23 protein-coding genes are annotated in these 26,602 nt (G+C 40.1%); 17 read left to right on the top strand and 6 right to left on the bottom strand.

Annotation, left to right across the window (positions count from 1 at the left end):
• Positions 1-361: 361 nt before the first annotated feature.
• The 14 genes from AACU25_RS23260 to AACU25_RS23195 all read left to right on the top strand — a co-directional run bounded on the left by AACU25_RS23260 (position 362) and on the right by AACU25_RS23195 (position 17,971).
• On the top strand, positions 362-5,068 hold the full coding sequence (locus AACU25_RS23260; protein ID WP_096579711.1) for a non-ribosomal peptide synthetase: 4,707 nt from the start codon (positions 362-364) through the stop codon (positions 5,066-5,068).
• 227 nt (positions 5,069-5,295) lie between these two features.
• A complete protein-coding gene (locus AACU25_RS23255; RefSeq protein ID WP_096579709.1) occupies positions 5,296-5,736 on the top strand; it encodes a bifunctional diaminohydroxyphosphoribosylaminopyrimidine deaminase/5-amino-6-(5-phosphoribosylamino)uracil reductase RibD in 441 nt (146 codons plus the stop codon).
• A gap of 752 nt (positions 5,737-6,488) precedes the next feature.
• Entirely contained in the window at positions 6,489-7,289 is an 801-nt protein-coding gene (locus tag AACU25_RS23250) for an SDR family oxidoreductase (protein WP_096579707.1), read from the top strand.
• Between the two features lie 105 nt (positions 7,290-7,394).
• Positions 7,395-8,309 carry a TauD/TfdA dioxygenase family protein gene (locus AACU25_RS23245; protein ID WP_096579705.1) on the top strand — a complete coding sequence of 305 codons (915 nt, stop codon included), beginning with the start codon at positions 7,395-7,397 and terminating at the stop codon, positions 8,307-8,309.
• A 101-nt stretch (positions 8,310-8,410) separates the two neighbouring features.
• Positions 8,411-9,787 (top strand): LLM class flavin-dependent oxidoreductase, encoded by a 1,377-nt coding sequence (locus tag AACU25_RS23240; RefSeq protein WP_096579703.1) that lies wholly within the window; start codon positions 8,411-8,413, stop codon positions 9,785-9,787.
• A gap of 8 nt (positions 9,788-9,795) precedes the next feature.
• On the top strand, positions 9,796-11,169 hold the full coding sequence (locus tag AACU25_RS23235; RefSeq protein ID WP_096579701.1) for an LLM class flavin-dependent oxidoreductase: 1,374 nt from the start codon (positions 9,796-9,798) through the stop codon (positions 11,167-11,169).
• A gap of 91 nt (positions 11,170-11,260) precedes the next feature.
• Complete coding sequence (locus AACU25_RS23230; RefSeq protein ID WP_479688185.1) at positions 11,261-12,169, top strand: DMT family transporter; 909 nt, start codon at positions 11,261-11,263, stop codon at positions 12,167-12,169.
• A gap of 79 nt (positions 12,170-12,248) precedes the next feature.
• A complete protein-coding gene (locus tag AACU25_RS23225; RefSeq protein WP_096579697.1) occupies positions 12,249-12,899 on the top strand; it encodes an HAD family hydrolase in 651 nt (216 codons plus the stop codon).
• Between the two features lie 9 nt (positions 12,900-12,908).
• Positions 12,909-13,685 carry a sulfite exporter TauE/SafE family protein gene (locus AACU25_RS23220; RefSeq protein ID WP_096579695.1) on the top strand — a complete coding sequence of 259 codons (777 nt, stop codon included), beginning with the start codon at positions 12,909-12,911 and terminating at the stop codon, positions 13,683-13,685.
• Positions 13,686-13,815: 130 nt separating this feature from the next.
• The gene (hpxZ, locus tag AACU25_RS23215) at positions 13,816-14,202 is read left to right on the top strand and encodes an oxalurate catabolism protein HpxZ (protein ID WP_096579694.1); all 387 of its coding nucleotides are present in this window, start codon (positions 13,816-13,818) and stop codon (positions 14,200-14,202) included.
• Positions 14,203-14,262: 60 nt separating this feature from the next.
• Complete coding sequence (locus AACU25_RS23210) at positions 14,263-15,030, top strand: methyltransferase domain-containing protein (protein WP_096579692.1); 768 nt, start codon at positions 14,263-14,265, stop codon at positions 15,028-15,030.
• 108 nt (positions 15,031-15,138) lie between these two features.
• Positions 15,139-15,954, top strand: a complete 816-nt coding sequence (locus AACU25_RS23205; protein ID WP_096579690.1) for a methyltransferase domain-containing protein — start codon at positions 15,139-15,141, stop codon at positions 15,952-15,954.
• A gap of 103 nt (positions 15,955-16,057) precedes the next feature.
• The gene (locus tag AACU25_RS23200; protein WP_096579688.1) at positions 16,058-16,753 is read left to right on the top strand and encodes a DJ-1/PfpI family protein; all 696 of its coding nucleotides are present in this window, start codon (positions 16,058-16,060) and stop codon (positions 16,751-16,753) included.
• Positions 16,754-17,167: 414 nt separating this feature from the next.
• Positions 17,168-17,971, top strand: coding sequence for a sulfite exporter TauE/SafE family protein (locus AACU25_RS23195; RefSeq protein WP_096579686.1), 804 nt, complete (start codon positions 17,168-17,170; stop codon positions 17,969-17,971).
• A 157-nt stretch (positions 17,972-18,128) separates the two neighbouring features.
• Here AACU25_RS23195 and AACU25_RS23190 read toward each other — a convergent pair whose 3' ends face one another.
• Positions 18,129-19,091, bottom strand: coding sequence for a HEAT repeat domain-containing protein (locus AACU25_RS23190; RefSeq protein ID WP_096579684.1), 963 nt, complete (start codon positions 19,089-19,091; stop codon positions 18,129-18,131).
• A gap of 111 nt (positions 19,092-19,202) precedes the next feature.
• Between AACU25_RS23190 and AACU25_RS23185 the strand changes: the two genes are divergently transcribed.
• Positions 19,203-19,712 (top strand): DUF4365 domain-containing protein, encoded by a 510-nt coding sequence (locus AACU25_RS23185; RefSeq protein WP_096579682.1) that lies wholly within the window; start codon positions 19,203-19,205, stop codon positions 19,710-19,712.
• Positions 19,705-19,956 carry a hypothetical protein gene (locus AACU25_RS23180; RefSeq protein WP_096579680.1) on the top strand — a complete coding sequence of 84 codons (252 nt, stop codon included), beginning with the start codon at positions 19,705-19,707 and terminating at the stop codon, positions 19,954-19,956. Before AACU25_RS23185 ends, AACU25_RS23180 begins: the two co-directional genes overlap by 8 nt.
• A 15-nt stretch (positions 19,957-19,971) precedes the next feature.
• Here the strand turns inward: AACU25_RS23180 and argJ are convergent, their stop codons facing one another.
• The 5 genes from argJ to AACU25_RS23155 form a co-directional block, all read right to left on the bottom strand.
• Positions 19,972-21,135, bottom strand: a complete 1,164-nt coding sequence (gene argJ, locus AACU25_RS23175; protein ID WP_096579678.1) for a bifunctional glutamate N-acetyltransferase/amino-acid acetyltransferase ArgJ — start codon at positions 21,133-21,135, stop codon at positions 19,972-19,974.
• A gap of 132 nt (positions 21,136-21,267) precedes the next feature.
• Positions 21,268-21,495, bottom strand: a complete 228-nt coding sequence (locus AACU25_RS23170) for a 4Fe-4S dicluster domain-containing protein (protein WP_096579676.1) — start codon at positions 21,493-21,495, stop codon at positions 21,268-21,270.
• Positions 21,496-21,589: 94 nt separating this feature from the next.
• Entirely contained in the window at positions 21,590-22,372 is a 783-nt protein-coding gene (locus AACU25_RS23165) for a class I SAM-dependent methyltransferase (protein WP_096579675.1), read from the bottom strand.
• 55 nt (positions 22,373-22,427) lie between these two features.
• The gene (locus tag AACU25_RS23160; protein WP_096579673.1) at positions 22,428-24,137 is read right to left on the bottom strand and encodes a fumarate reductase/succinate dehydrogenase flavoprotein subunit; all 1,710 of its coding nucleotides are present in this window, start codon (positions 24,135-24,137) and stop codon (positions 22,428-22,430) included.
• 182 nt (positions 24,138-24,319) lie between these two features.
• Positions 24,320-25,402, bottom strand: a complete 1,083-nt coding sequence (locus tag AACU25_RS23155) for a sulfonate ABC transporter substrate-binding protein (RefSeq protein WP_096579671.1) — start codon at positions 25,400-25,402, stop codon at positions 24,320-24,322.
• Between the two features lie 250 nt (positions 25,403-25,652).
• On the opposite strand from AACU25_RS23155, the gene AACU25_RS23150 reads away from it, so the two are divergent.
• Positions 25,653-26,348, top strand: a complete 696-nt coding sequence (locus AACU25_RS23150) for a class I SAM-dependent methyltransferase (RefSeq protein WP_096579669.1) — start codon at positions 25,653-25,655, stop codon at positions 26,346-26,348.
• The last annotated feature ends 254 nt before the right edge of the window (positions 26,349-26,602 follow it).

The raw sequence follows: 26,602 nt of genomic DNA, 5'->3' as shown, positions 1-26,602 counted from the left end.
ATTTGTTTGTCTAGAAGCACCTTAAGTAATATCACTTAAAATATCCCCATTTGCAGCAAAATACTAGTACTTGTACTGTAGATTTTCTGGAAATTGATTTTTATATTGTTGCCTAAGCAGTTTTTCGGATATATATAATAATTTTTGTATCATTAAAAACTTGTATATTTGTGATTCATTAATCAGCTAATGCCCATATATAGAGTATTCTCTCGCCAAGAGAGTCATTAATTATGAGTGTAAATTCCCATTAAGAAACACACAGAACAGTGACAAATCTCATGAGTTTATGTACAACTTATATGCGTAATAGCTGAGTATTTTTTAAACCCTATGGATTGCTCAAAGGAAAATTTTACAAATGAAGACAGTTGATGAGTTGTTGTCAGAGCTGTGGAGTCTGAACGTAAAGCTGTGGACTGAGGGCAACAGCCTACGCTATAGCGATAAGGAGATTCTCAGCCCTAATCTGTTAGCGCAACTGCGATCGCAAGAAGCAGAAATCCTAGCAGTCCTCAACCCATCTTTTAGCTATCTTGTGCGTTCGTCAGAAGGCTCTACATCATATAGTGCCTTATCTCACGGTCAGCAAGCTTTGTGGTTCCTTTACCAAATGGCACCAGAAAGCGTTGCTTACAATATATTTCAGACGGTACGGATTAAGTCTGATTTAGATATAGAAGCATGGCAAAGAGCATGGCAAAAAATTAGCGATCGCTATGCTATTCTCCGCACTACTTATACTATTCGCAACGGTCAACCAGTCCAACAAATCCACGAGCAGAAAAAGGTTGATCTAGAAGTAATAGATGCTTTTGGTTGGAGTCAAGAAGATTTAAATACCCAAATTTATCAACAAACAGATTGTCCTTTTCAGTTGCAATCTGGCCCGGTGTTGCGGGTAAGGCTATTTACCAATACATCACAGGGAAATGTGCAATTAATTGTTATGCACCAGATTGCAGGTGATATGTGGTCTTTAGACTTATTGTTACAAGAATTTCAAGTTTTTTACGCTGCGGAAATTAACACTGAAGGCAAATTTTCTAATAGTGTTCCTGCTCTTAGCTACCAATATACAGACTATGTCAGTAGCCATTCCCAGAAGTTAGAAACTCGCCAAGAAAAACTTTGGGAATATTGGCAAACACAACTAGAGGGAGAATTGCCGATTTTAGATTTACATACTGATAAACCTCGTCCGCCAGTGCAAAGTTATCAGGGAAATACGGCTATCTTCAAGCTAGATATAGAATTGATTGCACAACTGAAGCAACTGCAAAAATCCCAAAAAGTTCCACTTTATATAATTATGCAAGCAGCATTTTTTGTGCTGCTTTACCGTTATACAGGTCAAGAAGAAATTTTGCTAGGAACTACAATGACAGGTAGATCCGCCAGCAGAGAGTTTCATCAAATTATCGGTTATTTAAGTAATATAGCCGTCTTGCGAGGTTATCTTGCGCCACAACTCACCTTTAGGGAATTACTCAGTCAATTAAATCAGATATTCTTAGGAGCGCTGAGACATCAAGACGTTCCTTTTTCTTTGTTGGTGGAAAAGTTAAAAATTAAACGCGATCGCAGTCGCTTTCCTGTAGTTTCTGCTTGTTTTAGTTGGCACAAACATCGCCTCAAAAGTACGCCAGCATTAGAAATGGAGATTTTGCCAATAGGTTCACAACGGGGGAGTATATTTGACATTAACTGCAAGCTAACGCAAGTAAATCACGAATATTATCTAGTTTGGGAATATAGCAGTGACTTGTTTGATGCGGAAGCGATCGCCAAAATGCAAAGTCATTACCAAACTTTACTCGCGGGAATTGTTAGCAATCCAGACCAAACTGTAGGGGAATTACCTCTGTTAACAACAGCAGAACGCCATCAGCTATTAATAGAGTGGAACAACACATCTACAGAATATCCCCAAAAGAGCATTCATCAGCTATTCACAGAACAAGTAGAACTGACACCAGATGCAGTGGCGTTGGTATTTGCAGAACAAAAACTCACCTATCGAGAATTAAATCAAAAAGCTAATCAACTAGCCCACTACTTGCAATCTCTAGGTGTAGGGACAGAAGTATTGGTGGGAATTTGTGTAGAACGTTCCCTAGAAATGATTATCGGACTGTTAGGAATTCTCAAAGCTGGTGGCGTTTACGTACCTCTAGATTCCACCTCCACCCAAGAGCATATAGAGTATATCTTTGCAGAAACACAAATATCAATATTGTTAACGCAAACACACTTACGAGAATCACTACCTGTTAATGCAATACATCCAATTTGTTTGGATGGAGACTGGAATCTCATTGCTGAACATAGCCAAGATAACCCCTCAGTACCAGTTACATCGGCAAACTTAGCTTATTTGATGTACACCTTTACTGACGAGGAATATAAAGGTGTCAGCATCATCCATCGTGGCGTAGTACGTTTGGTCAAAAATAATAACTATGCCAACTTCAGTTCAGAAGATGTTTTTGTACAATTAGCTCCTATCTCTTTTGATGCAGCCACACTAGAAATTTGGGGTAGTTTACTCAATGGAGCAGCTTTAATTATTCTCCCTCCTCAAAAATCTAAATTATCAGATTTAGCACAAGCAATTAAAGAGCATCAGGTAACAACTTTATGGCTATCAGCAGGTCTATTTGACTCAATGGTGGATGAGCAAATAGCAGATGTAAAACAGTTAAAGCAACTATTAACAGGAGGTGATTTTTTATCTGTTTACCATGTAAAAAAACTGCTGCAAGCAGCTCCAGAGTTAAAGCTAATTAATGCTTATGGCCCAACAGAAAATACCACCTTTACCTGCTGTTACCACATAACAGAAATATCTCATATTGATAAAGCTATTCCCATCGGTCGCCCTATTGCTAATACACAAGTTTATGTCCTTGATAAAGAATTACAGCCTTTACCTGTGGGGATACCAGGCGAACTCTATATTGGTGGCGATGGATTAGCGCAGGATTACTTCCAGCAACCAGATTTGACTGCAAAGGCTTTTATCGCTAATCCCTTTCAGCCAGAAACACGCTTGTACAAAACAGGCGACCTCGCCCGTTATCTTTCAGATGGGAACATTGAGTTTATGGGAAAAATTGAACAGCAAGTGAAAATTCGTGGTTTACGGATTGAATTAGAAGAAATCGAAACTGCATTGAGTCAGCATCCTAAGGTACAGCAAGCAGTAGTCACAATTAACAACAACGAATCAGGTAATCCCTATTTAGTTGCTTATATTGTTCCAGAGCCACATCCCAAGAAAGCAACAACCTCTAATTTAAAATCTACAGCACTGCGTAGATTTTTACAGCAACAACTACCAGAGTACATGGTGCCAACAACCTATGTAATTCTCAAGCAGATTCCTTTGACAAGCGAGGGTAAAGTCAACCGTCAGGCGTTACCCGAACCACATCTTTATTTAGTGGAATTAGAAAATAAATTTGTCCCCCCACGTACGCCTACAGAAGCTGTGATTGCAGATATCATCGCCACAGTTCTGAATTTAGAAGAGATTGGCATTAACGATAACTTCTTTGCTTTAGGTGGAAATTCTTTATTAGCAATTCAGGTAATTTATCGGTTGCGACAAGCTTATCAGTTAGACTTACCTCTGCGGTGTTTATTTGCAGCACCCACAGTAGCAGAACTGGAAAATTTTATTACTAATTATCGTCAAACAGAGTTAGGAGAAATAGTACCGACTATAGACCTAACTTCGCAACATCAAACCGAGTTTCCCCTCTCCTTTGCTCAAGCAAGGCTGTGGTTACTCGACCAAATGATCGGCAAAAGCGCTACTTATAATGTCTCTTTTGCTACCAGAATTGTCGGCAATTTAGATATTAATGCCTTAGAGCGCAGCCTGTGCGAAATTGTGCAGCGTCACACCAGCTTGCGAACTAACTTTCAGGTGGTCAAAGGTTTGAGCGTACAGGTAATTAATCCTAAAGCCACTCTCACCTTACCCGTCGTCAACTTGCAGAGTTCGCCAGAACCAGAGAACGAAATTTACCGACTAGCCAAGATAGAAGCTCATATACCTTTTAACTTAGCTAGCGATTCCCTAATTCGTGTCAAACTGTTGCAATTATCTCCTGAAGAATACGTATTATTATTGACTACTCATACTATTGTGTGCGATCGCTGGTCAATCAGAATCCTCCAGCAGGAATTGGCTATTTTATATCCAGCTTTCTCTGCAGGTCAGCCTTCGTCCCTCCCAGATTTACCCTTTCAATATGTAGACTATACTCTTTGGCAGTGGAAATCTCTAAGCACCAAAATTTTACAACAACAAATTAACTACTGGAATCGGCAATTATCCGGTGTAAAACCAGTACTAGAATTACCTACAGATAGACCAAGAAAACCCTTACAAAAAATCAAAGGTAGCAGTCTCAAGATTGAAATCGATCATCAACTGAGCCGACAATTAAAAATCCTCAGTCAGCAATCAGGTGTTACCCTATCTACAACTTTGTTAACAGTTTTGTCTGTCTTATTATTTCGCTACAGCGAGCAAAAAGATATTTTAATTGGTACTCCTATTGCTAACCGCCACCAAGATACTGAATCTATCATTGGCTTTTTTGGCAATCTCTTAGTACTGCGGATACATATTAGAGAAAATCCTACATTTAGTGAACTTTTAACTCATGTACAGCAAGTAACATTAGCCGCCTATGCTCATCAAGATGTTCCCTTTGAGCAAATTATCAAAATTTTACAACCAGAAAGTTCTTTCCATCAAAATCCCTTAGTACAAGTGCTATACAAGTTAGAATCGAGTTCCTTCAGTTGGGAAATTCCCGGTTTGACTGTAACTCCCCTTGAAATAGAAAAAATGACTGCTAAGTTAGATTTAAGTCTATTAATGACGGAAACAGCCAGTGGAATTAAAGGCATTTGGGAGTATAATAACGACTTATTTGACTGCGAAACCATTATCCGTATGAGTGAACATTTTCAAACTTTGTTAGCTGCAATTGTGAGCAATCCTCATCAGGAAATTAAACAAGTTTCACTGTTATTAGTTCGTAACTAGTATGAGACGGGAACAGAGAATAGGAAACAGTTGCAAATAAAACCTTAGTAATGTGAAAAATATCTAGATAGCATCAAAACTCTTGCTGGTGCTAGAGCGATCGCGTTTTTTGGATATCCTTATATATAAGGCGATCGCATAGCGTGTCGCAGAGAAACCATCGTTCGTAGTGCAGATATTCAAAAAAGTTATTTGCTGGCTAGTTTTTCATACAGAGATTTAACAATATGAACGATAAATTTATGTTGGCTGCTTTAGCTCACAGCAGAAAAGCTTTACCAAAATGCTTACCGAACCCACCAGTAGGTTGCGTCATAGTCCATTCTGGCGAGATAGTAGCGCTAGGATACACCCATTCACCAGGAAACCATCACGCTGAGGCTGATGCACTTACCTACATTCAAGGTCAAGATTTACCGTTTTTGCAAATGTACGTCACTCTTGAACCTTGTTCTTTTCAAGGACGCACACCCTCTTGTGCTTTAGCGATCGCAAAAGATCCACGCATTCAAGAAATATATGTCTCGATAGTCGATCCAGATCCGCGTAATCAAGGTAAAGGATTAGATATTCTCAAAGCAGCAGGGAAAATAGTTCATGTCGGGTTATGTGCCGAGGAAGTGAATCATTTTCTGGAAAAATATCTACTAAAGAGTTTGAAACCGTAACAGGATTCGTAATTTTTGCGAAATAATAAATAATTCTGAGCGATGTTTTTCATCACTCATAACTTGATTGAAGACAAGGAATTAGTGTAACTATTAGCGGAGTATTACTAAATTGAATCCATTATAGAAGCAGTAAATATTGGACTAAGCACTGGAGCGATCGCTTGTTTAATCTCCTAGTGGTTTGTCTTTGCTTCTTCTACATCTCAACAAGTTATCTTGCTGGGATGATTAGCTGCAAATACATCTTCATATTGCGGTGCTGCTTTGTCTACTATTACAATGCACTTTAAATTATTCATATTGTGTAAGTATAGTTAATCAAGTTAATATTTTAGGTATAATTTTCTCACAAATTTATTAATTATTTTTTGAATAGTACTAATTGAAATATAGATATTAATCTGTATATTTTTGTCAGAAATATACATAGAATACTTATAAATAATTTTTGATTTTAATAAAAAATACCCACATTTAAATAGTAAATTTAAATATTTTTCAGAAAATTCGCAAATATTTAGAAAAGCTAAATGTGTAAAATTATGCTTAGTTGGCTATGTTTACACGGTGCTTGATTATTCAGATTGTCTATGATAATTTCTTCTACAGTCACAAAATACATTAAGTCTACTGATTTACCGTATTTGAGTAAATCATTAACCTAGCCACAGCTATGTGGAGTTGAGAATAACTAGGTTATCTGTTGCAGACAGTACATAGCCAGACCAACAAATCTAGGAATTCATCTCATGAGCTTAGAACTCAAGCTAGCAGGTAAAACAGCAATTGTCACAGGTGGTAGTGCGGGTATTGGATTAGCGATCGCCAAAGCCCTTTATAGTGAAGGTGTGAATGTAGTTATTGCAGCTCGTAACCCCGAACGATTAGAGAATGCTGTGAGTGCAATCCAGTCTCTACCTACACCAGGGGCGAAAGTCATCTCTATCAGTGCAGATTTGACTCAGGCGGAAAGCGTCGATAAAGTTGTCTCCACCACACTGGCACAGTTTGGTCAGATTGATATCTTAGTCAATAATGCTGGGTCAGCCCGTGCTGGGTCATTCCTCGACCTCAGCGATGATGTATTTCTAGATGCTTGGAATTTAAAATTGTTGGGCTACATTCGCCTAGTTAAAGCCGTTGTTCCCCATCAAAAGAGCCGAGGGGATGGACGAATCGTCAATATCATCGGCGGTGCAGGACGCACACCTCGCCCCAGCTTCCTTCCTGGTGGTACAACCAACGCCGCCTTGCTCAACTTCACAAAGGGAATTTCTAAAGAATTAGCCGAGTACAACATTCGGATTAACGCCATTTCCCCTGGTGCTACTGCTACCGAACGCGCTGAACGCTTGGCAGAACAAAACGCCCAAGCGCGAGGGATTACAGTTGAGCAAGCAAAAGCCGAAGCTCTACAAGCAATTCCCCTCAAGAGAATCGCCCAACCAGAAGAAATTGCTTCATTGACACTATTTTTACTATCTGACCTTGCTGCTTCAATTACAGGCGCAGAGATTATTGTTGATGGTGGAAGTACGCCAGGGGTGTAAATGGGTAATTGGTAATTGGTAATAGGAATTTCTCTCCTACCTCCTTATCTCCCTAATCCCCAGTCCCCAGTCCCCAATCCCTAATAACAATCGGAGATAAAAACAATGACTTCACAATACTTTGATATCAAACCAATCGCCGGACGTATCGGTGCAAAAATTATCGGTGTAGACCTGAGTACTAACCTCAGTGATGAAATTATCAGCGATATTCGCAAAGCTCTAGTTAAATACAAAGTTATCTTTTTCCGGGAACAGAATATTGATGCTAACCAGCAAATAGCTTTTGCTCGTCGGTTTGGTGAATTGACTACAGCTCATCCAACTGTACCCTCACTTCCAGATAACCCAGAAATTCTTGACCTGAACTATGGCAAAACTGTAGCACGTGCGAATAACTGGCATACAGATGTGACATTTGTAGACCGTCCCCCGCTTGGTTCTGTATTGCGGGCGCTGGTTATTCCGCCATCGGGTGGTGATACGATTTGGGCAAATTCTGTCACAGCTTACCAAGATTTACCAACTCCATTGCGTGACCTTGCAGATCAACTTTGGGCAGTACATAGCAACGCCTACGACTATGCAGCAGCCGTAGTGGATCTTCCAGAAGCAGTCAGAGCCTATCGCGATGTGTTCACCTCAACTGTATACGAAACCTTGCACCCAGTTGTACGCGTCCATCCGGAATCAGGTGAAAGGGGATTATTTATTGGTGGTTTTGTGCGCCGCCTTCGGGGTTTATCACAAAACGAATCCGACGAAATCATCAAATTATTGCAAGCTTATGTGACTCGCCCAGAAAATACAGTGCGTTGGCGTTGGAAAGTTGGTGATGTAGCCTTCTGGGACAATCGCGCTACTCAACATTATGCGATCGCAGATTACGGTGATCAACCCCGCCACGTTCAGCGAATCACCATCGTTGGCGATATCCCAGTTGGTATTGATGGTAAACAAAGCGAAGCCATCAAAGGTGATTCTTCTGTATATAACCGCCGCGAACCAGTACTGGCATAGAGTGTGGGGCATTGGGCATGGGGCATTGGGCATTGGGCATGGGAATTCCCCCTCTGTGTTCCCAGTCCCCAATCAGGGGAAACGCATTTCAATAGATAATAATGAATACGAAAAAGAAACAACTGAGACTGGGTGCATTTTTACATCCGACTGGACATCATATTGCAGCTTGGCGACATCCCCAAGCACAGGCTAATCCTCTGAATTTTAAGCATTACAAGCGGTTGGCACAGACAGCCGAACGGGGGAAATTTGACATGATTTTCCTTGCAGATGGCGTAGCTGTGCGGGATCACAGTTCTGATGTAGAGGGTTGGAGCCGTAACGGGAAGCTTGTACATTTTGAACCTCTGACGCTGCTGTCGGCTTTGTCTGCGGTGACGGACAATATTGGCTTAGTCGCGACAGCCTCCACAACTTACAACGAACCTTTTCACATCGCCCGCAAGTTTGCTTCCTTAGATTATCTTAGTGATGGTCGGGCTGGCTGGAATGTGGTTACTTCTGGAACGGAAGCTGAAGCGAAGAACTTTAACAGAGAAAAGCATTTAGAACACGCCACACGCTACGAACGCGCCCAAGAGTTTGTCGAATTAGTTACCAAACTGTGGGACAGTTGGGAAGATGATGCTTTTATCCGTGATCAAGAATCAGGGGTTTACTTTGAAGCTGATAAACTGCACATTCCGCACCACAAAGGTAAACATTTCTCTGTACGCGGCCCGTTGAATGTAGCCCGTCCAGTGCAAGGATATCCGGTAATAGTGCAAGCTGGTTCTTCGGAAGCTGGTCAAGAACTCGCCGCCCAAACCGCAGAGGTGATATTCACCGCCCAGCAAACTCTCAAAGAAGCACAGGAATTTTATGCCAGCGTCAAGGGCAGATTGGCTAAATATGGACGTTCCCCTGAGCATCTCAAAATTATGCCAGGGATATTCCCGGTAATTGGTAGTACTGAGCAAGAAGCCAAAGAAAAATACGACCAACTTCAGGAATTAGTCCATCCGTTAGTCGGATTGGGATTACTGGGATGGGTGTACGGTGGCAAAGATTTATCCGGATATCCTTTAGATGGCCCAGCACCAGAATTTCCTGATGATACTAACGGTAGTAAAAGCCGCTTGAAGCTGGTATCTGATTTAGCAAATCGCGAGAACTTGACACTCAAAGAATTATACTTGGCGATCGCAGGTGCAAGAGGTCATAGAACTATCTGGGGTACACCACAACAAATTGCTGACCAGTTGGAAGAGTGGTTTGTCAATGATGGGGCTGATGGTTTCAATATTATGCCGCCTTATTTACCTGGTGGTTTAGAAGAGTTTGTCGATTTGGTGATTCCTGAATTACAACGCCGGGGTTTGTTCCGCACAGAATACGAAGGGCAAACCCTACGGGAGAATTTGGGACTACCAAGGCCAGCCAACCAGTTTAACAATATTGCTAACTCTGCTGAATTAGCAGGTGTATCTGTATAGAGAAGAATATGAGTCAGAAAAAACAACTGAGACTAGGTGCATTCTTACCAGACGCAGGCCATCACGTCGCAGCTTGGCGACATCCCCAAGCCCAAGCAGACGGAGGGCTGAATATTCAGCATTACACCCAGCTAGCACAGACAGCAGAACGGGGTAAATTTGATATGGTATTCCTCGCAGATGGTTTAGCTGTCTGGGATAGAGGACAGGGAAAAGAAGCTTTTAGTCGTTCGGGACAATTTAGCGTCCACTTTGAACCGCTAACTTTATTGTCGGCTTTGTCTGTGGTGACAAAGAAAATTGGGTTAGTAGCAACAGCATCAACTACATACGAAGAGCCTTTTCACCTCGCCCGTAAGTTTGCCTCGCTAGATTATCTCAGTGGTGGGCGTGCTGGCTGGAATGTCGTTACCTCCGCCGCCGAAGCTGCAGCCAAGAACTTTAGCCAGGAAGAACATTTACAACACGCACTGCGCTATGAAAGAGCCACAGAATTTTTAGAGGTTGTCACTAAGCTGTGGGATAGTTGGGAAGATGATGCTTTAATTCGTGATAAAGAATCAGGCCTTTATTTCCATCCTGATAAACTACACATCCCCAACCATAAAGGTAAACATTTTTCAGTGCGTGGCCCGTTGAATGTCGCCCGCCCTGTCCAAGGATATCCAGTAATTGTGCAAGCTGGTTCTTCGGAAGCTGGGCAAGAACTGGCTGCACGCACCGCAGAAGTAATATTTACTGCCCAGCAAACTCTCAAAGAAGCACAAGCTTTCTATGCAAGCGTCAAGGGAAGATTGGCAAAATACGGACGTTCTCCCGAAAATCTCAAGATTATGCCTGGTGTATTTCCAATAATTGGTAGCACTGAGCAAGAAGCGAAGGAGAAATATCAACAACTACAAGATTTAATTCATCCCTCTGTGGGAGTAGGTCTACTTTCCGGACTAACTGGACATGATTTATCGTCATATCCCCTAGATGGGCCGTTACCAGATTTAGCAGATACTAACGGCGGTAAAAGCCGCTTGCAGCTAATTAAAGACTTGGCGCAGCGAGAAAATTTAACCATCCGCCAACTATATTTATGGATTGCGGGCGCAAGGGGACACCGGACAATTTTAGGAACACCAGAGCAAATTGCTGACCAATTAGAAGAATGGTTTTTAAATGATGGCGCTGATGGCTTCAATATTATGCCGCCTTGGTTACCTGGCGGTTTAGATGAATTTGTTGATTTTGTCATCCCCGAATTGCAACGCCGAGGTTTATTCCGCACTGAATACGAAGGGCAAACTCTGCGTGAGCATCTTGGTTTACCCCGTCCGGTAAATCAGTTCACCGCAAATGCAGCTACTCGAGAATTAGTCAGTGTTTTGACTTAATATCTTTGGCTGTGTTAAAGCACAAGAGTAGCTGCTAAGGAAACTTTTTACCTTGTTGGGCATTCTGATAGTTCTTCTATCCTCCTTTTTTTTGTCATTTCACAACGTTACCGTCCGAGTTTTATTTTCAGAACATCTCGTACTGAGTTTATTTTTACTCGGTGGTTACGTTAAGCCAGATTTACAAAGTTCATTCTTACTAATGTTTATGCGGATGCTGCTAGTGGTTCCACTAATGGCATCTGTATCATTCAAGCTATATCCATCTGCTCCTCAAGAATTCCTCAGCTTATTCAGACGGGAACGCCGTGATGTGATGCTGCAAGCTTTGGGCTGTGGAGTACTCATGTTTTTGTACATTACCTCGCTGTACATTGGCATTGGCTTGATACCCACAGGAATTGCACTCACCATATTTTTTACCTATCCGGTGTTTACAGCACTGCTGTCTTGGAAATTTTTTGGCGATCGCCCCACATCCTTTAGTTGGCTAGTTATGGGTATTATTCTTGTAGGCAGCGTTCTCACAGTTCCCCAATCTTCTGCTACCAACAGCAGTAATACCATTGCGATCGGCATTTGCGCCAGCCTGATTGCGGGAATTTTTAACGCCTTCTATAACGTCCTCGCCCAAAAATGTTTGCAGAAATTCCATCCAGTTCCCTTTACCTGGATTAGTTTTGCCTCAACTCTAGTGCTTTCTGGATTGAGCTTACTCTTATTTCCCCTTCCCAGCGCCCAGCTTGACTGGACACCTATGTGGATTGGCAGTATTTTTTCAGGTTTAGTCAGTTTTCTCGGTCATACTCTCAATAATTTAGGAATTCGCTCAATTGGCGCAACTACCGCCTCTATTATTGGCGCTAGTAGCCCAGCCATGACAGCTTTAGTTGCATGGGCAACAATTAGCGAAACTTTAAACCTCATTCAATGTGTGGGAATTGGTATCGTCACCTTGGGAATCGCTTTGTTGAGCCGAGAGAAGTTTCTGCGCCAATGAGGAGGATGAGGGAGATGAGGAGGATGAGGGAGATGAGGAAGATAATGCGAGAATAGCAACTACCAATGCCCCATGCCCTATGCCCAACATCCTATTTGATTTAGATGGAACTTTAACCGATGCCAAGCCTGGTATTACTCGTAGCATTCAGTATGCTCTTTCGGAACTGGGTTACACTCCACCAGATGTTGATGAATTAGGTTGGTATATCGGCCCGCCAATTCAGGAGACTTTTTCGCTGTTATTGAAAACTACAGATGAAAAGTTATTGACACAGGCTATTTCACTGTACCGCGATCGCTTTTCCACGATTGGATTATTTGAAAATATTCTTTATCCGCAAATTCCCGAAACCCTCAAAACTCTGCGCGCCTATGGTTATAAAACCTTTATCGCTACTTCTAAACCCTATATTTATACCATCCGTATTATTGAACATTTTGGCTTATCGCCTCTATTTGATGGGATTTACGGTAGCGAACTGGATGGAACCCGTAGTGTTAAAGGCGACTTAATTGGGCATATTTTACTGAAGGAAAATTTAGCACCCTCTACTGTTGTAATGGTAGGCGATCGCAAACACGACATGATCGGAGCCAAGCTGCATCAAGTTGCAACCATCGGCGTTACCTATGGCTACGGAAGCGAGGAAGAATTGAAAACTCACGGTGCTGATTGGATTGCTCATTCTCCAGAAGATATTCCCAAATTGATAATTCCTAATTTGTGACTCAAAATCATGCCACCATCTTTAACTATTCTCCATAGCTTACTTTTATTCAGCACCGCTTTCATTGCAGGCGGACTGAATGCTGTTGCAGGTGGTGGAAGTTTCATCACGTTTCCCGCACTGATTTTTACAGGCGTACCGCCAATTATTGCGAATGCTACAAATAATACCGCTCTTTGGGTAGGTGCTGTGGCCAGTGCTGGAGCCTACCGTAAAGATTTAGGCATTAAGCGGCAAGTTTTTTTGCTGTTATGTGGCATAAGCCTACTCGGTGGAATTATTGGCTCTTTAGCTTTGTTATATACATCGTCAGATGTGTTTACAAAGCTCATACCCTATCTATTACTATCAGCAACCCTAGTATTTACCTTTGGCGACGCTCTCAGAGGATGGTTGCAGCTTCAAAGTGAGAAGTCAACGCCGGAGTCTATACCGATATTTAACCTAGCCTTGGCACAATTAGCTATAGCTATCTACGGTGGTTTCTTCGGCGCAGGTTTAGGAATTTTAATGTTAGCAACCCTATCATTTTTAGGTATCAAAAATATTCATACAATCAATGCCTTTAAAGCATTTTTAGGAAGTTGTATTAATGGAATTGCAATTATCCCGTTTATTTTTGCTGGCGTAATTGTTTGGCAACAGGCGATTTTAATGGCTGTGGCTGGTTCTTTGGGTGGATATTTAAGCGCCCATTATGCACGTAAACTTAAACCCCAATTAATCCGTAAATTTGTCATATTTATTGCCTTCAGTATGACTATCTACTTTTTTGTTCACGGCTAGCAGTGATGTATGGCGACAGACATCAAAAAATCCATGATTCATTCGTGTTTTTTATGCTATAAATTTTCGCCAGTTCTACATAGGTCATTTTGTGACAAAATAATTCAGAGTTCGTAAATTATTAACAACAATGACTACAGTAAATGACCCTGCTGTTGTAGCTGAAGTAACTGATTTATACCTTAAATACGAAGAAGCTTTGGCTAATAACAATTTAGAGGTAATGGATAGTTTATTTTGGGATGCAGCAGAAGTAGTACGTTTTGGTGTAACAGAAAATCTCTACGGTAGTGAAGAGATTCGCAATTTTCGCGCCTCTCGACCAAACCCAAAAATTGAGCGCGAAATTTCTCATCTTAAAGTTGTGACTTTTGGTAAATATACAGCAACTGTAACTTTAGAATTTCGCCGCATTATCAATAATGTAGAGATGTTTGGCAGACAAAGCCAAACTTGGTATAGATTTCCTCAAGGATGGAAGATAGTTTCGGCTCATGTTTCATTTTTACCAGTATGAAATCAATTTATCTACAAACGATAAAAATATAATTACGAATTATTTTCATAAGGTATCAAAATGCCAGATAAATGGAATCCAGAACAATACGAACGATTTCAAGCAGAAAGAAGTAGCCCTTTTTACGATTTAGTAGATTTGGTAAATCCCCAAGAAAATTTACGAGTTTTAGATTTAGGATGTGGAACAGGAAAATTAACCAAGTATCTCCATGAAAAATTAGCAGCTAAAGAAACTTTGGGAATAGATGCTTCTGAAAAAATGTTATCTGTAGCGAGTCAATTTGCAGGTAATGGATTACGGTTTGAGCAAGGAAGAATTGAAGATAACCCAGGAGACGGTGAATTTGATGTTATATTTTCTAACGCTGCTTTACAGTGGTTAACAGAACACGAAACATTATTTGCTAAATTACGAGATAAATTGCAACCAGACGGACAATTAGCGATACAAATTCCTGCAATGGATGATGAGCCAGTGCATCAGTTAGCTGTAGAGACAGCACAAGAATTTAATCAAGAATTAAAGGGATATGTGCGACGCTTAGAAGTACTTTCTCCAGTAGCTTATGCTAAACTACTTTATAAATTAGGCTTTGTTAAGCAACAAGTAAAGTTACAAATTTACGGGCATTTGTTACCATCGCGAGAGGCTGTAGTGGAATGGTATCGGGGAACGTTACTCACCGCCTATGAAACGCAGTTAGATAGCCAAACTTATGAGCAATTTGTAGCCAGATATCAACAAAAATTATTCAGCATTTTACCCGATGACCGTCCATTTTTCTTCCCCTACAAGCGCATTTTAATTTGGGGACTTAATCCGTGATGACATTACCTATATTCCCTCTAACACTCATCAGTCATTTGTATTGAGCAAAGACAAATGAAAATTGTACAGACGCGATTAATCGCGTCTCTAACAAAGGAAGAATATATGACTAAAACTGTTTCATTTGATCGAGTTTCTAATATTTACGATGCTACCAGAGGATTTCCCCCCGGAATCTCTGAACAAGTCACAGATTTTATCCTCAATTTGGTTTCCCCAACCGCAGACACCAAATTTTATGAAACTGGTATTGGTACTGGGAGAATTGCTGTCCCAATTGCTAAAAGAGGATATTCTTACACTGGTATAGATGTCTCAGAAAAGATGTTGGCTGAACTGCACCAAAAATTAGAGGGTGTATCTCATAAACTAACAGCAATTAAAGGAGATGCTACAGCTTTACCTTTTGATAGTGACTCTTTTGATGTAGCTTTGGTTGTTCATGTTTTTCATCTAATTGCTGCTTGGAAACAAGCGCTAGCAGAAATTCGTCGCGTGCTGAAACCAGGTGGTATTTTGCTTTATACTCATGGTCAGACTAACTCTGCTAGTCCTGCTTTAGAAGTGAATGCATTGAGAGAAGAATTTACGGAGCGTTGGAAAGCTATTTTACAGGATTATGGTCATCCTTTTCCGCGTTACGGTGCGACGGAAGAAGAGGTCTTAGCAGAGTTAGAAACACAAGGTGCAACTTTAGAAACTGAAATTGCAGCACAATGGCGAGTTGAAAATACTGTAGGTCAATTAATAGAAAATCAAGAAAATAAAATCCAAAGTGCAGCTTGGAGTATCCCAGATGATATCTTTCTTCATGCTATTCAGGATTTGCGAAACTGGGCTTTAGAACGCTATGGTTCATTTGATTATATTTTGCCCGAAGAACGTCAATTTAAGATTGTTGTAGTACGTAATTGGGCTTAAATTAAATCAGTGATATTTGTAGGGTGGGCAATGCCCACCTCTGATGATTAAAAATTAAGATATTAGCGCTGATATTTTATCTATTTTAAAGCTTATATAAGTCATGAGTGCTATTGAAATAAATCCTCCTATCTCAATAGGAATTGTATTGTTCCCTAATGTGACACAGTTAGATTTTACAGGGCCATACGAAGTTTTTGCCAAATTACCTAATACAAGATTATATCTGCTTGCGGAAACTCTAGAACCCATCAAGAGCGATCGCGGTTTGACGTTTTTACCTGACACCTCCTTTGCTCAATCTCCACCTTTAGATGTGTTGTTTGTCCCCGGAGGGCCAGGTATTGATGCCAAACTAGAAGATAAGAATTTTCTCGATTTCCTGAAAACTCAAGCACAAACAGCCCGCTACATAACATCTGTTTGCACTGGTTCTCTGCTGCTAGGTGCGGCTGGGTTACTCCAAGGCTATCGCGCCACTACTCACTGGCTATCCCTCGATTTATTGAGGTTGTTTGGCGTTGAGGTAGTACCACAGCGAGTTGTCATTGATCGCGATCGCATTACAGGCGGCGGTGTCACCTCAGGAATTGACTTTGCATTAGTGATAGCAGGGGAATTATTCGGTGACGCAATAGCCCAATCAATTCAACTAGGAATAGAATACAATCCCCAGCCTCCCTTTAATAGTGGTTCTCCCCAAACTGCGCCGGAGGCTGTGATTAACAGCGTCAAAGCTGCTAGTCAAAATCGCCAAGATACACGCCGAAAAATCATTCAAAAGATAGTTGCCCAATAGCAAGCCATCGAATTTTAAATTAATAGATTGTTTTAAATTTTTAGAAAAAATTAAATTCAACAAACTCTGCATTTAACACTACTTTATTCTCAGCTTTTTTACCAACTGATACCAATTCAAATAATGTTTGCGACACATCAATATATTCTAGAGGTCAAGGCATTGCCTTGCCCCTACCCATCTGTCGCATTCTTTTTTTCAAAATGGTATGATTTGCAAAATTATATCCCCAACTTCTCAAAGAAATCCGGGATATAGACATATCTATTACCAACTTATTTGTTACCAACGTTATCTAAAATTTACTAAAAATATTGGTATAAAATGTTGCTGTTTTTAAGAATTAATAAGTAGAAAAATAATTAATAAATTAACCCATAAAATACTAAATATCAGTCTTTTAAAAATTAAATTGTGGATATTTTGCAGATAATTCTGCTGGCTGGAATATTTTTTTCAGCCAGCATTGTTAGCGTGATTGCTGGTAGCACATCGCTGATTACAGTGCCTGTAATGCTGGAATTTGGCATAGAACCCCGAACTGCGATCGCTACCAATATGTTTGCATTAACTTTAATGAGTATAGGCGGGACATTACCATTTATTGGTAAGAAAGTTATTAACCCTAAACGCTTACCATTACTCACTGTATTAACTATAGTTGGTTCATTTTTAGGCGCATTATTGGTACTGATTTTGCCTTCTAAATCAATGCCATTGATAATTTCTATTTCCATGATAATAGTAGCTATATTATCAGTGATTAATCGTCATGCTGGAGTCAGCCCATCTCAACTCATACCCCCACGCATTGCAGAACTTGCTGGCTATGTAGTGACGTTTATTCTTGGTATTTATGGAGGTTTTTTCAGTGGTGGTTATGTCACTCTCCTGACTGCAGCTTATGTGATGCTATTTCGCATGACATTTGTAGAAGCGATCGCAACTACTAAATTTATAAATATATTTTCTTCCTTAATCGCCACTATAATTTTTTTGCAGCAAGGAATAGTCGATTACGACTTAGGAATAATTCTTGGCACTACAATGTTTATAGGTGGCATAATTGGTGGACGTTTAACTCTTAAATTAAGCAATGTCTGGTTACAACGTATTTACTTGACAGTAGTTGCTATCCTTGCATTTGTCACATTACGAAAATCACAAACACCAAATCAGCCAGCGAGTACAATTGATTTATTAACACCTTTAGCTTAAAAATGTAACAATACACTACCAAAAATTCTGGAGAGGAATTCCGCATTTCTGACAAGCACCACACCTCCAAAAACTCAAGGTGCTAGCCTACCCTGCGGGAACGCTAAAAGCGAACGGTATAACACACCCTACCTCGATTTAATTATGAATTCTCAATTTATGTTCTCGTTCCCTCTCCAATTTTTTGAATTGCCTTTTGTGCGTAAATACTAACTTCCCGATCAGGATCATCTAGCGCTTGTTTGAGGGCATTTAAGGCTTCAGTTTTACCCAAATTACCAAGAGCGATCGCAGCGTCTTTTCTCACATCTGAATACTCATCTGTTAGCGCTTCAATAAGTGCAGGTAAAGACTGTATATCAGGTATTTTCTGCAATACTTGAATGGCAAATTTTCTCACTTGCCAATGTTCATCTTTCACTGCAATTAATACATTAGGAATAATTTTAGCATCAGCATGAAGCGCTAGAGATTTGGCAGCATTGCGGCGTACTTGCCAATCGGTATCATTATTTAATGCATTACCCAGTAAATCTACTATCTCTGCATCTGCCAAATGCCCTAAAGTCAGCGCCGCCGCACGACGCACATATTCATCGCGATCGCGGATTAAAGATAAAGCTGGTGGACATATCTGCACTTGATTGAGATAGCTAAGAGTAGTCACAGCCGCTTCCCTAAGTTGGGGATGTTCCGAGTTAAAGAAGGATAGCACCGCCGGGAGTGACTGAGCATCATGTATCTTTCGCAACAGAATTAACACATTCAGTTGTAGGTTTATATCTGGCTGCTGTAACGCATCTAGCAACAGCAGCAAATCTTCTGAAGATATCAACTCACCCAAAGCTGACAGCGCCTCGCTGCGAATTTCGGCATCTGGTGAAGCCAAACAAGGTAATAAAGACGGAACAGCCACAGGATTGGCAATTTCCCATAGTGCGGTGACAGCAATTTTTTGTACGGCGGTGCTTTCATCTTGCAGCGCTACAATTAGCGCATCAATCGCCGCCTCATCTCCCAAATGTTGTAGGGTTTTCACCGCAACTAAGCGATCGCTGACTTCAGGCGATCGCAACATTTCCAACCATTCATTTAATTCAGAATCTATATTTGTTGACATTTTGAATCCTGAGCAAACTGGTTAATTCTTTGACCAATGTCTTCTATTATTAGTGTTCTCAAACGATTAATTTTTTTGTATTATTTACAAAGTTTTAATATAATTTAATTAATGGCAAAAAAGAAACGACCTAAAGAACATATCATAGCAGATTTAAGTGTAAATCATGTTGAAAAATATGTATTTTTATGCGGTTATTCAGTAGAAAGAGTTGAATATGACTATGGTTTTGATTTAATTATATTTACATATGATGTTAATAGTGAAATTGAAAACTGTCAGATATATATACAGTTAAAGGCTAGAGATTCTCTGAGGACACTTGCAGACCAAAAAACTATTGCTTTTACGATAGCCAGAGCAGACCTGGAATTGTGGTTGTTTGAGCCTATGCCATGTATTCTGATTGTATATGATGCTCAGTTGGATATAGCTTATTGGTTATATTTACAAGCCTATTTTGAAAATTTGCCGGGGTTTGACATATCGAAAGTTGGTGAAAGTTTGACTGTTCGCTTGCCTAAAACAAATATACTAAATCAAGAGGCAATCAAAAAATTCGCAGACTATCGGAATGATGTTCTTAAGCAAATAAAAGGAGTAATTCGTCATCATGATTAGAGATATTCAATTTAATGAATTAGAAAAATTACTTTTAAATATAGGTTTTGCCAAAGTACCAACAACTGGGAATCAACAAGTTTATCAATCTTCACCTTCAGGAGCATTAATAATTTTACCAGCTTACGAACAGCAAGATTATGTTCAGTCTGTGCATTTAGTAGCCGTACGCCGAGTATTGCTAGAAAACGGTTTAATCAACACGAATACTTTCAATAGGTTTTTAGAAAAAGTTGCAAGCTAAAGTAGTAAGACTTAATTAAGTTGAGTATTTACCATTAATTTCTACATAACCTTCTGACAAATCACAACCCCAGACAGTTGCAATAGCTTCGCCAATATTCAAGCTCACATGAATATTTACTTTATCTTGGGACATCACTTGTCGCAATTCATCTAAATTATCCTCATTTAAAATATTCGGATAGACTTGAATATTATCAAACCGAATCACGATATTTTCTGGATTTATTGACAATTCATCTTCACATTTACCTATAGCCATTGCTACTCTTCCCCAATTCGGATCTGCACCATAAACAGCAGTCTTCACCAAAGGGGAATTGACGATTGCTTTAGCAACTTTTTTAGCTTGTACATAATTCAAAGCTGAATCTACAGTTACCTCAATTACCTTAGTAGCCCCTTCGCCATCTCGCGCTATTTTCAAAACTAATTCATTGGCTATTTCTTGTAGTGCAATAGCAAATTCTGACTCAGAAACTGCACCTGCTAAACCATTAGCTAAAATAATGGCAGTGTCACTAGTAGAAGTATCTGTATCAACACTTAAACAGTTAAATGTTTTATCTACTATAGAACGAAAAATTGAACGCAACACATCAGCAGAAATCGCTGCATCTGTGAAAAAGAAAGCTAGCATTGTTGCCATATTCGGCTCAATCATCCCTACGCCTTTGGCAATTCCTACAAGTTTGGCATTTCCAACTTGTCGCGCTGCTAGCTTTGGTACAGTATCGGTTGTCATAATACCGCGTGCTGCCAAATTAAAATTAGCCGTAGTTAATTTGTTGCCAATTCCTAACAATCCAGCACGAATTTTTTCTATAGGGTAACGTCTACCAATTACGCCTGTAGAAGCTATGACAATATTATCTGGAGAAATGCCAGTTTCAGTGGCGACAATTTGAATAACTTCTTCTGCATCAGTCGTACCAATAGCGCCATTAGCTACATTGGCATTTTTAGAGATCACAACAATTCCCTGTGCTTGATTATCTTTCAAGTTGCGGCGGCTAATAGTTACACTTGTCCCCGCAAAAAGACTTTGTGTAAATACTCCATCAGCAACACAGGGAACATCAGATTTAATCAAGACAAAATCATCGGTGGAGTCTTTGATACCTAAGTTAGTAATAAAAGTCTGAAATCCTTGCGGAGTTAAAGATGGAGTTAAGGACATTTTTAATATAAAACTCCTATAATTGCGTAATTTGATTATAGTTGAAGTTGAGTGAAGCACTAATCATACTGAAGGGTAGGCATTACTATTAACAATTGGGCATGATATCCCAATTATTGTGAAAATATCTCCTTACCTTAGCAAGAAAGGAATTTGCACCTTAATAGCATTTGTTGGACATTCCCTTTCACAAGGAAGACAAAACCAGCATTCGTCATATTTCATATATGCTTTGCCAGTCTCCGGATTTTTGGCTAGTACGTCAAGCGGACAAACTTCAATACAAACCCGACATTTTTCTAAACATTTAGACTCGTCCACAATCACGGGAACATCTACTCTTTGATTAGTTAAAGCCATCTGGTACCTCTGTAATTGTTAGTATCTTAGTCATATCAGCAATGCCCACCCTACAGAACGATTAATATTTTCCGAAGAATTTAGTATGATATTTTTAGTTGACAATCGTTGCCTTTAAAAAACGATAACCAGCATCAATTTCTGTTACCTGGCGAATATCTCCATATTTTGCATCCCATTTACCACTACTTAAATCTGCTGCTAGAGATGTAACCCCAGATGCAATCAAATCAGGATTACCTAAAGCAAAAGAAGATATTCCTGCGCGCACTTCTGGTTGAAGATACAATTCAGGTCTTCTCCAAGCTGCTGCAGCAAATAAATCAGATAAATCGTCAGGTAACATCAAAGGAATGACTTCAATTTTCCTTTGAGTATTCTGCTCAATTAAACTGGTAATTTCATGCAGTGGGAGGAATTTTAATGCATCTTCCCACATCCAAGGAAAATAATCATACAACCAAATTTTTTGAGCGAATCTAATATCAAAAGTTAGCAATATAATTGGCCCATCCTGAATAATCCGGTGCATTTCTCGGAAGGCTTGCTCTAAATCCGAAAAATGATGAATTGTCAAAATACTGATTACTGCATTAACAGATTTATCGGCTAAAGGTAAAGCTTCTGCATAGCCATTAAACCATTGCACTTGTGGATGTTCTGATGCTTGTTGACGCATTACCGATGATGGTTCAACAGCATAAACAGAAAATCCTCGATTAGCTAGCGCTTGTGAATAACCACCAGTTCCCGCACCAATATCAGCAATCAGGCTACCTGGTGGTAAATTGAGTAAGTCGATTATCTTTTGGACAATGCGATAGTCAGGGATGCGAGTTGTTGTATATTGTTTGCCAATGGAATCATAAAGAGGCATTTGCACACCGATTTTTTTGAGATGGATGTTTATCTACAGTTAATTATTCATTAACTTATTTCACTGCTACATCATAAACCTCTCTTCCTAAATCCACATCCACAATATAAGGTTCAACAGCACGCTTAAATAACACCATTTCCCTCGCTTCATTCTTCTTCAAATTCACATGGCAAAACCACTCTTGATTATTCTTCTCAGGAAAATCTAAGTGATAGTGATAAAGTCCCCAACGACTTTCGCGACGATATATTGATGCTCTTGCTGCCATCTCTGCACAATCTCTAATAAAATGCACTTCCATACAGCGCATCAGTTCATGGGGATCGCGCGCTCCCATTTGCGCTAAAGTATCATGATACCGAACAAAACTATTCAGCCCAATCTCCATTTTGTAATTTGATTTTGGCGGTTGTAAATAATCGTTTACTAGTCGCCGTAGCTTATATTCAACCTGAGTATGGGGAATACCATTAGGCTGATTTAATGGGGCATAAATCCTCGCTTTTTCTGCATCTAAAAATTTAGCATCCGGTTCTAAATGCTCCAAATCTTTGATGTAATCAATTGCATGAGTTCCTGCCAAACGACCATATACAAAAGCCCCAATCATATAATTATGAGGAACACTCGCCATATCTCCAGCTGCATACAATCCTGGTACTGTGGTTTCAGCTTTTTCATTCACCCAAACACCAGAAGCACTATGTCCGCTACACAAGCCAATTTCCGAGATATTCATCTCAATACCGTGGGTGCGGTAGTTCTCGCCTCTACCTTCATGAAACCTTCCGCGACTTGGTCTTTCATTTGACCATAAAATAGACTCTATTTCAGAAATGGTGTCTTCATCTAAATGCGTCATTTTTAACTGAATTGGCCCTTTACCAGAGTTCAATTCTTTCCAAATTTCTAACATCATTTGCCCGCTCCAATAATCACAATTAATGAAGCGGTGTCCTTCAGCGTTAGCAGTATATGCACCAAAAGGCCCAGCAACATAAGCGCAAGCCGGGCCGTTGTAGTCTTTAATTAAGGGATTAATTTGGAAGCATTCAATATTACTCAGTTCTGCACCTGCGTGGTAAGCCATTGAGTAACCATCACCCGCATTAGTGGGATTTTCATAAGTTCCGTAGAGGTAGCCTGATGCAGGTAATCCCAACCTTCCGCAAGCACCAGTGCAAAGAATGACGGCTTTAGCTTGGATGACAACAAAATCGCCACCACGTACATCAAACCCAACCGCACCGATCGCCCTTCCTTCTCTTACCAAAACCCTCGTTGCCATGACGCGATTGGTAACATTGACTTTATGTCGCTTAACCTGTCGCGTCAGAATCGTTTTTAAATCTTTACCTTCGGGCATTGGCAATACATATTTGCCTACCCGATGCACTTGCTTAACATCGTAATTGCCTTGGGGGTCTTTTTGGAACTTCACGCCCCAACTTTCTAGTTCTTGAATAGTTTCATAGCCTAGCAAGGCGGTTTTATAGACGGCTTTTTGATGGAGAATGCCATCATTAGCAATAGTGACTTCGCGGACATACTGTTCTGGCGTTGAGTATCCAGGGATGACGGCTGTATTTACACCATCCATTCCCATTGCGATCGCACCACTTCGACGAATATTAGCCTTCTCCAAAATCAGGACATCAGCCGATGGATTAGCCTGTTTCGCCTTAATTCCCGCCATTGTCCCCGCCGTACCACCGCCAATCACTAGTACATCGGTTTTTATCAATTGTGTAGTTATTTCCATATAATCACCTGAGTTGAGAATGGGGATTGGGGACTGGGGATAAGGGGTAATGGGGATTGGGGATTGGGGACTGGGGACTGGGGATTAGGGATTGGGGATTGGGGTAATGGGGATTGGGTAGGGGACAAAGAGATAAATTTCCATTACCTATTACCTATTACCCATTACCAATTACCCATTTTCTAATTACGCCAAACTATGTCCTTCACATTAATTTGCTTCGGTATAAGTTTGATTTTGTAGAATGCATCAGCAATCTCTTGCTGTTTTGCAATTACTTCATCGGTAATTGTCAGCACACCATAATCACGCCGCTTTTCTGCTACCTCTAAAACAGCTGCATCAATACCTAGTGCTGGCGCGAGAAATTTAGCCACTTCACTAGGATTATTCTTGGCCCAGTCGCTAGTCTTTTTCACTTCATCTAAAACTATTTTCAAAGTATCAGCATGAGCATCTACAAAAGATTTAGCAGCCAAATAATAACCACGATTCGGCGCTAATCCGGTTGCGTCAGTGAGGGCGCGTGCGCCTGTGGCTTTTTCTGCTAAAGCTAAATAAGGGTCCCAAATCGCCCAAGCATCAACGTTTTTACCTTCAAACGCAGCACGTCCATCAGCAGGTTGGAGGGTAACTGCTTGGATGTCAGTATATTGGAGTCCTGCTTTTTCTAGGGCTTTCACTACTAGGTAGTTCGTGTTGGAACCTTTAGCGAAAGCCACTTTTTTACCTTTGAGATCCGCCACTGTTTTAATTGGCGAATCTTTGTGAACTAGGATGGCTTCAGCCTTTGTACTCCAAGGATCGTAAGCTACATAAACTAATGGCGTACCTGCGGCTTGGGCAAATATTGGTGGTGCTTCTCCTGTATAGCCAAAGTCTATACTACCGGAGTTGATAGCTTCTAACATTGGCGGGCCTGAGGGAAATTCACTCCAGGTAACAGAAGCACCGGAAGCCGCCAAAGCTTTTTCTAAATCGCCTCTGGTTTTCAATGCACTTAAAATAGTTCCCGCTTTCTGAAATCCGATTCTAACGGTATTACTGCTAACTGCTGGACTCTGATTAGGTGTTGATGTTGCCTGTTCTGTAGGTGTTGTTGTTGCTTGCTGGTTTGTGCCGGAAGAACAAGCGGAAACAAATAAAACTAAGCCAATACCCACCGCAAACAGTAAAGAAAAAATCCGGATTTTTCGCTGCTGAAAGTTCTGGAAAAAGCGGAGAAAAATGTTTAATATTCGAGATTGAAAGCGCTGGGATAACATAAATACTTTGCTTCTAATGGTAAACACCTAAGCCATAACAGCAAATCTACAGTAAACGGATTTAATAACCGTAGATTCAGGTGATAAAAATATCACCAAACAAAAATTTATCTCTCAGGCATAGCCGAGAAATGGGGGAAATATTGCTTACTTTTGTCAGCAATATAATTATTTCAGAATAATACTACTGTATATTTACCAAAATACAGTAATTTGCGGTAAAATTTGTCAGGAGATGCAAAGCCTAGCAATGATCAAGCAAATTTTAGAACAACAAATTGCCTATTATAGTGCTAGAGCAAATGAATATGATGAATGGTTCTATCGCCTTGGTCGTTACGATCGCGGTGAGGAAATCAACCAGCGTTGGTTTCAAGAGATTGATATTGTCAAACAGGCTTTACATCAAATTGGAGAAACCGAGGAAATTTTAGAGTTAGCCTGCGGAACAGGAATTTGGACGCAAGAACTTTTAACAATTGGCAAGAAAATTACTGCAATTGATGCTTCACAAGAAGTAATTGCGATTAATCGTAGCAAGTTAAATGCACAGAATATAGAATATCGGCAAATAGATTTATTTACATGGGAACCTAATGCTGAATATGATTTAGTATTTTTCTCTTTTTGGTTATCCCATATACCACCAGAATTATTGGAATCATTTCTAGTAAAAGTATATAAATCTGTGCGTACTGGCGGAAAAGTATTTATTATTGATTCCCGCTTTGAACCCACCTCTACAGCTAATAACCATATTCTTAATGATGACGGCAAGATTTACAAAAGCCGTAAATTAAATGATGGGCAAGAATTTCAGATTGTGAAAGTTTTTTATCAACCAGATGCACTACATCAACATCTATCACAAGTTGGTTTTAAGGCTGATGTAAAATTTACAGAGCATTATTTTATCTATGCTCATGCTACAAAGTTTTATAGCTAATTCTTAAGAATATTCAGCTAAAAATACGTGATGCCTAAAAATCCCCAAAGATATAATTCGGGGACTGTCTAAGAGGTTGTTTGAAAAGTTTTTCCCTGTGATTTTAATTGCACTGTTACCCCCCTTAATCCCCCCTTGTCAAGGGGGGAGACCGGAAAATCCAGTTCCCTCCCCTTTGAAAGGGGAGGGCTAGGGTGGGGTAAAAAATATTTGATACACTACTACAGACTTTTCAAACATCCTCTAACTAATTA

The organism is Tolypothrix tenuis PCC 7101 (assembly GCF_963874875.1).
Classification (GTDB): Bacteria; Cyanobacteriota; Cyanobacteriia; order Cyanobacteriales; family Nostocaceae; genus Aulosira; species Aulosira tenue.
Note: the sequence above shows the minus strand (reverse complement) of the source record. Positions and strands in the feature narration are given on the sequence as shown.

Bases quoted from the DNA above. Each gene is read 5' to 3' on its own strand.
- AACU25_RS23250 (WP_096579707.1), top strand. From the start codon at position 6,489: ATGAGCTTAGAACTCAAGCTAGCAGGTAAAACAGCAATTGTCACAGGT.
- AACU25_RS23170 (WP_096579676.1), bottom strand. From the start codon at position 21,495: ATGGCTTTAACTAATCAAAGAGTAGATGTTCCCGTGATTGTGGACGAG.
- AACU25_RS23180 (WP_096579680.1), top strand. From the start codon at position 19,705: ATGATTAGAGATATTCAATTTAATGAATTAGAAAAATTACTTTTAAAT.
- AACU25_RS23185 (WP_096579682.1), top strand. From the start codon at position 19,203: ATGGCAAAAAAGAAACGACCTAAAGAACATATCATAGCAGATTTAAGT.
- AACU25_RS23205 (WP_096579690.1), top strand. From the start codon at position 15,139: ATGACTAAAACTGTTTCATTTGATCGAGTTTCTAATATTTACGATGCT.
- AACU25_RS23225 (WP_096579697.1), top strand. From the start codon at position 12,249: ATGCCCAACATCCTATTTGATTTAGATGGAACTTTAACCGATGCCAAG.
- AACU25_RS23245 (WP_096579705.1), top strand. From the start codon at position 7,395: ATGACTTCACAATACTTTGATATCAAACCAATCGCCGGACGTATCGGT.
- AACU25_RS23200 (WP_096579688.1), top strand. From the start codon at position 16,058: ATGAGTGCTATTGAAATAAATCCTCCTATCTCAATAGGAATTGTATTG.
- AACU25_RS23220 (WP_096579695.1), top strand. From the start codon at position 12,909: ATGCCACCATCTTTAACTATTCTCCATAGCTTACTTTTATTCAGCACC.
- AACU25_RS23150 (WP_096579669.1), top strand. From the start codon at position 25,653: ATGATCAAGCAAATTTTAGAACAACAAATTGCCTATTATAGTGCTAGA.
- AACU25_RS23235 (WP_096579701.1), top strand. From the start codon at position 9,796: ATGAGTCAGAAAAAACAACTGAGACTAGGTGCATTCTTACCAGACGCA.
- AACU25_RS23260 (WP_096579711.1), top strand. From the start codon at position 362: ATGAAGACAGTTGATGAGTTGTTGTCAGAGCTGTGGAGTCTGAACGTA.
- argJ (WP_096579678.1), bottom strand. From the start codon at position 21,135: ATGTCCTTAACTCCATCTTTAACTCCGCAAGGATTTCAGACTTTTATT.
- AACU25_RS23165 (WP_096579675.1), bottom strand. From the start codon at position 22,372: ATGCCTCTTTATGATTCCATTGGCAAACAATATACAACAACTCGCATC.
- AACU25_RS23155 (WP_096579671.1), bottom strand. From the start codon at position 25,402: ATGTTATCCCAGCGCTTTCAATCTCGAATATTAAACATTTTTCTCCGC.
- hpxZ (WP_096579694.1), top strand. From the start codon at position 13,816: ATGACTACAGTAAATGACCCTGCTGTTGTAGCTGAAGTAACTGATTTA.
- AACU25_RS23255 (WP_096579709.1), top strand. From the start codon at position 5,296: ATGAACGATAAATTTATGTTGGCTGCTTTAGCTCACAGCAGAAAAGCT.
- AACU25_RS23160 (WP_096579673.1), bottom strand. From the start codon at position 24,137: ATGGAAATAACTACACAATTGATAAAAACCGATGTACTAGTGATTGGC.
- AACU25_RS23190 (WP_096579684.1), bottom strand. From the start codon at position 19,091: ATGTCAACAAATATAGATTCTGAATTAAATGAATGGTTGGAAATGTTG.
- AACU25_RS23240 (WP_096579703.1), top strand. From the start codon at position 8,411: ATGAATACGAAAAAGAAACAACTGAGACTGGGTGCATTTTTACATCCG.
- AACU25_RS23210 (WP_096579692.1), top strand. From the start codon at position 14,263: ATGCCAGATAAATGGAATCCAGAACAATACGAACGATTTCAAGCAGAA.